4 protein-coding genes and 1 pseudogene are annotated in these 5,357 nt (G+C 62.3%); 2 read left to right on the top strand and 3 right to left on the bottom strand.

Annotated elements, in window-relative coordinates:
- Nucleotides 1–60 precede the first annotated feature (60 nt).
- Nucleotides 61–828 carry a hypothetical protein gene (locus tag GJ629_RS14025; RefSeq protein ID WP_157513596.1) on the bottom strand — a complete coding sequence of 256 codons (768 nt, stop codon included), beginning with the start codon at nucleotides 826–828 and terminating at the stop codon, nucleotides 61–63.
- Nucleotides 829–1,265: 437 nt separating this feature from the next.
- Between GJ629_RS14025 and GJ629_RS14030 the strand changes: the two genes are divergently transcribed.
- On the top strand, nucleotides 1,266–1,985 hold the full coding sequence (locus GJ629_RS14030; protein WP_157513597.1) for a type 1 glutamine amidotransferase: 720 nt from the start codon (nucleotides 1,266–1,268) through the stop codon (nucleotides 1,983–1,985).
- Nucleotides 1,986–2,032: 47 nt separating this feature from the next.
- Nucleotides 2,033–2,908: a ZIP family metal transporter gene (locus tag GJ629_RS14035; RefSeq protein WP_157513598.1), complete on the top strand. Its 876-nt coding sequence runs from the start codon at nucleotides 2,033–2,035 to the stop codon at nucleotides 2,906–2,908.
- A gap of 327 nt (nucleotides 2,909–3,235) precedes the next feature.
- Here the strand turns inward: GJ629_RS14035 and GJ629_RS14040 are convergent, their stop codons facing one another.
- Both GJ629_RS14040 and GJ629_RS14045 read right to left on the bottom strand, forming a co-directional pair.
- Entirely contained in the window at nucleotides 3,236–3,814 is a 579-nt protein-coding gene (locus GJ629_RS14040) for a DUF1684 domain-containing protein (RefSeq protein WP_157513599.1), read from the bottom strand.
- Nucleotides 3,815–4,339: 525 nt separating this feature from the next.
- A pseudogene (locus tag GJ629_RS14045) lies at nucleotides 4,340–5,357 on the bottom strand (Cdc6/Cdc18 family protein); the annotation flags it as partial.

Below are 5,357 nucleotides of genomic sequence, written 5' to 3' on the forward strand. Positions count from 1 at the left end.
CCGTCTCGGTAGTGTCGGCGACTTCCGGGTGTCGCGTCGCGAGGACGTCCTGCCAGAACGTCAGCGTCGTCTGTAGGTGGCCGTGGCCGACGGGATAGACCAGCGTCTCGAAGTCCAGCCGTCACAGTCAAAGCGTGCGCCGAACTCGGTCTCGACCAGCGAGATGGGTCGTCGACGCGCGGGCTCACTCGGCGCGGTGTACTCGTCCTCGCGGGTCCGAGTCAGGACGACCGGGATAGAGTGTTCTCTCGCGAGGGACCCAAGGAGGGCAATCGTCCGGCAGACCATCGCTCGTGAGGCCTCGGTAGATAGTTCGCCACCGCGGTACAGCGCGTCGACGGCCGGGCAGACGATTACCGCCGGGTCGTCGGTACCGGGAGCGCCGAACGGGCCAGCGTCTCCACCACGGAGCCAGTGACCGACCTGTTCGACGAGCGTGTGATGCTGGTGGGTCGTGAACGCTCTGGCGACGTGGATGCGGTCCAGCGCTCGCGGGGAGGGCGCGACGCTCGCCATCGAGTGTGTCGTCGCGTGCCCTTGCGTATCTATCCAGACGACATCGCCGCCGGCGGTGAAGGCGGTGTCGAGCGCCAGTCCCTGGAGCGGTCGGTGGACGGCCGACCGGCGCGCCCGTGGCCCATCCGCGTCGGGGTCGAGCAGATACACGCCGCCCTCCAGATCTGGTAGTTCCGGGACCGGGACTGTCTCGTCGGCGGCCGTCACGACAGTCTCCGGACACGCACTGTTCGCGCGAGATTGCGCACGCTGGCCCAGCAGTTCGTCGCTTGTCGGGCCGGGCCAACGCCCGTCGCCGCTTCGCTGTGGCATACCTGAATCGACACCGACTGTACGCATAACGTCTTGCGGGTGGGTTCCGGATTTCCGGAAATAGGGAGAAAAGCGTGGTCAGCGTCGTGAGCGGTCGATCGCGTCGCGAGTCGGTGCGATTCCGGGTTGCTTCCGGAAACTGTGGTGATTCCGGGTTTCCGTGAAGTCGGTCTGAGTGCCTAGGTGGGTATCAACCGCGCTCGCAAGAGCAGACAATGTGATTGGCTCACGAATAGATCAGTCAATGACACGCTGTCGACCTGAGTGTCGGGTTTGGAGCCGACCTGCACAGCCAACAATCTCCCGCGGAGATTCCCACATAGCGGCAACTGACAGGAACGAGCACAGACAGCCTGACCCGACCGCGCTCGGTACTCGCCGGACAGTATTGTAATATGAGGACAAAACTATTTGTCCGCCGAGTGCCTACTGACGGTATGGAACCATCGATCGCAGTGCTAGACGCCTCGGTCGGCGATACGCCTGCGGAGCGGAACCTCCGGCGGGAGATTGCCGGTGATGTCCACGTGTTCAAAGTGAGCGAGGGGGTGTTCCCGCCGGCCATCTCGGCGACAGACTGGCACTACGACGGGGTGATGATAAGCGGCTCCCAGACGTCGGTCTACGACGATTTGGACTGGATCCACGAACTGACTGAGTGGGTCAGGCGAGCCCACACGGCGGACGTTCCGGTCCTCGGGATCCGCTGGGGCCACCAGTTCCTAGCTCAGGCACTGGGTGGCCGAGTCGTCGATATGGGCGAGTACGAAATTGGGTACAAGTCCGTCTCGAGGGACGGTGAAGACCCAATTTTCGACGGTTTTCCCGGCGAGTTCACGTCCTTCGAGACGCACTCCGACCGGGTCGCTGAACTCCCGCCCGGGGCGTCGACGCTCGCTACTAACGAGTACGGGATACAGGCGTTCCGACTGGGGTCGACCTATGGCTTGCAGTTTCACCCCGAGTACGACCGACAGACGGCCGAGTGGGTCGTCGAGGGCAAGGACTTCACCGAAGCGCGAATCCGAAATCTCAAAGACGGGATTTCCGAGGAGACGGTGGCGGCCGTCGAGGAGGCAAAGCGAGTCTTCGAGAACTTCCTCGCTATCGCTACGGACCACCAGCCAGTTGTGGGGGACCCGCGTCCGCGGCGCTAGCCACAGACGAGACAAGCATTAACTTCGTCGAGATAGTATTGTATAGTATGGGCAATAGTGAAGCATCAGTATCCCACTCCGGGGAGGTATCCAAGATCCGGCCCTCTCTCGCGCGGGCGATAGGGGGTGTCGCCGTTGTCGCCTTCGGGGGCGTTCTCGTGGGCGGGTACATCGCCGGACGGGAAAAACTAGCAGGGATCGTCCTTTTCGGCTTCTTGGCGATGGTCGCCGGCGTCGCCCTCCAGCGGTACGGACAGTTCACGACGCCGCGCCAGAAGCTATGGGCCTACGGTCTCGCCAGCGGTGCGATGTTGGCCAGCGCGGCCGCACTGCTGGCCCCCAAAGCGATCGGACCCCATCCGAAGTACGGCGGCTTCGCGATTGCATTCGGATACCTGCTCGGGTACGCGGGTCACGAACTGGGCCACCTGTTCACCCACCAAGAGCTCCCCGTGAACGCGACGGTGTCGGAACTCACCCTGCACGCTACGATGGCGGGTAGCATTATGGGAGTGGTCTACGGAACGTTGCCGTCGCTGACGCCGCTTTTCGGCTACGGGATCGTCGCCCACAAGCTACCGGCCGGGTTTGGGGGAGCCGAAGCACTCGACCGCGACGGCCTCCCGGTCTGGGTGATGGCCCTGCCGGCGGCAGCGGTCGGTCTCGCGGCCGTCCCGTTGTCGTTGGCGACGCCGGACCTCGGACCGATCGTCAGGGCCGTCTTCTACGGCGTCTCTACCGGGGTATTCGCCCACGTCGCTCTGGATATGATACCCGAGTGTACCGGCGGCGGGGCGGGTCACGGGCACGGAACGGTTTCGTGTGACCCCCACGCGGACCGTAACCGCCACCACGCCGTCGCTAGCACGGTCGCTGGAGCCGGTGTCCTCTTCGTAGCTTGGCAACTCCTCGCCGCGCTGTAGGCGGTCCGAGGAGTCCGACGACGGGTGCCCGCCTTCGACCTCCACGTATGACAGCAGGCTCTGGAACGATTCTAGGCCCAATCGTAGCGGCGCGCTAAAGCGACCTAGACACTAAGGTAAGATCGGATGGGAGTCGGGTGAGACAAAGTACGAGCCGGAGAGTGCGTACGTTCGATGCCAGCTCACGAGAGTGCCGTCGCGGAGATATCTATGTAGAGGATCGCACATACCCCCGTTGCAAGTTTCCGCTGTGGCTACTCCGGAGATTTCGGTCCTTATGGGTTCCGAAACACCGACAGCACTATCGAGTCGCCTATATTGTCCGGGTCAGTGGCCGCTGGAGGCTGCCGGCTCAGCGGGGAAGTCCTTCTCCCCGGCCTCGATCCGGGTTTCGAGCCAGTTCTCGGTGGGGATCATCGGGCACTCGTAGGCGTGGTTGTACGCACACGTCGGGTTGTAGGCTTGGTTGAAGTCGAGGACCCACTTCCCGTCGGTTCGGTGGCTTTCGGGTTCCAAGTCGAGGTACCGGCCCGCCCCGTAGGTCTCCTCACCGTTCGTTTCGTCCCGGAACGGGACCCAGAACCGGTCGGCGTTGCGGTCGGGCCGGTACGCCTGGAGAACGAACTCCTCGCCGTCCAGATCGAATCGGAACTCGCCCCACCGCAAGTACGTTTGCTCACCCTCGGCCGTCGTTTCAACTGTCACCTCCACCTTCTCGTCGTGTTCTAACAGGGGAAGCACGTGCCGGTACGACGGGTCCAGATCGAAGTACTCTAATCCCGGGAAGTCAGGGCCTCGCATCCCCGGCGGGAGCGGGGACCGCGGGGAGTCTCGGAAGTACTCCCTCTTCTCGCGTCGCTCCTGTTCGACGTGTGCTTCCCAGTCAGATTCGGTCTTGGGGGACATTGTCTGCTATAGTATTGCATTTCTATAGCAATAGTATTTTCGGGACAACCGCCACTATAGTGATTTTGGCATTATCGAGCCGCTAATCTCAAATTTTCTCGGTATTATATTGTATATGTTTTGCAATACAGATTGGTGGGATACTCAGATAGAGGGAGGGAATGACGTAGATGTTCGGCTCCGACGAAGCGTTGCCATTCCCAATCGGCGACCCACGTCGGGGTCAGTTTCTCAGTCGGGCGAGGTCGATGCTGGTACGATCATCCAGCTTCGCAAAGCAGCTATGGGGCGTTGATTTCGGAGTTTGACCTACCGCTTGACGTTGTAGACGAGATACGGTAGTGCATTTCGTGGTACTCGCGGTACCATTCGTAAGTTCGCACGGCCGAACCGTACGAGCGCTCGACCGGGGGATCGGCAGTTTCCCTCATAGAGAGTTGGTTGTAGCGGTCGTCGTCAATCCGGGCGTCGTATGTATATTGGTCCGTGACGAGACACCAGTAAACATTTCGGGGACAAAGGCACTCACTCCGACTTCCGGGCTTCGTAGACGCGGTTCGGACCACTCCCGTGAGACTCGACGAGATTGTACTGCTGTAGTTTGTTGAGCCACGACCGGACAGTCCGTTTGGTCCGTGGCTCGTCGGCCTGTTCGGCGTATTCCTCATAGAGGTCCCGCGGTGCGATCTCCTCGTACTCAACAACAAGCTCGTAGACGAGGCGCTGTTCGGGCCGGAGTGCATCGAGCGTCCGGGATCGGACCTCCTGCCGACCTTCAGGAATGGCGGCCTCCACGTGGCCGTCGGTGATTCGCTCGGCGTTCTCGCGGTCGGCCCGCCGTGCAGCGCTCCGGAGAATACTCAGTCCGACTCGGGCGTCGCCGGCGGCGGCGTCGGCGATCAACCGGAGCTGATCGGTCCGGATCGCCTCGGGCTCGAGTCCGTGATCGGCTCGTGCGGCGACGATGTCGGTCAGTTCGTCGACGTGGTAGCGGTCGAAGCGGATCGTCTCGGCGGTCTGAAGCCGCGACCGGACGCGCTCGTCCAAATCGGCCAGCAGTTGCTCCTCGTCGTTCGTGACGAGGACGAACGAGAAGTTGTCCAGCCGGTAGAGGTCGTACACGAGGCGTGCGTCGTCGAGTTGGTCGACCTCGTCGAGCGTGACGATCACCGGCGGGCCGTCGTAGTTGTCGAGCTTTTTCGAGCAGTTCGTCGTGTGGCGTCGACCGACGGTGGACATCCAGCGTTCGGCCGAGACCCTCCAAGATAGCGTAGATGGCTCCGAAGCGGGTGTAGGACTGCCAGCAGTTGACGTGAACCGATTCGATGTCGAGGACACTCTCTCGGAGCCGTGAGACGACGAACTTCGTGATAGTGGTCTTGCCGACGCCGGAGGGGGCCGGTGATCAGCGCCGGGCCCGCGCGTCTTCGCCCATCACCCGATAGGCTCCAGAACGCGCGAGAGTGCGTTCACTTCGGCGTCCCGATGGACAACATCGCCCGGGAACGAACTCCTCACGGAGACCCTCGCGTCGTAATCATAC

Source organism: Halapricum sp. CBA1109, from assembly GCF_009741825.1.
Classification (GTDB): domain Archaea; phylum Halobacteriota; class Halobacteria; order Halobacteriales; family Haloarculaceae; genus Halapricum.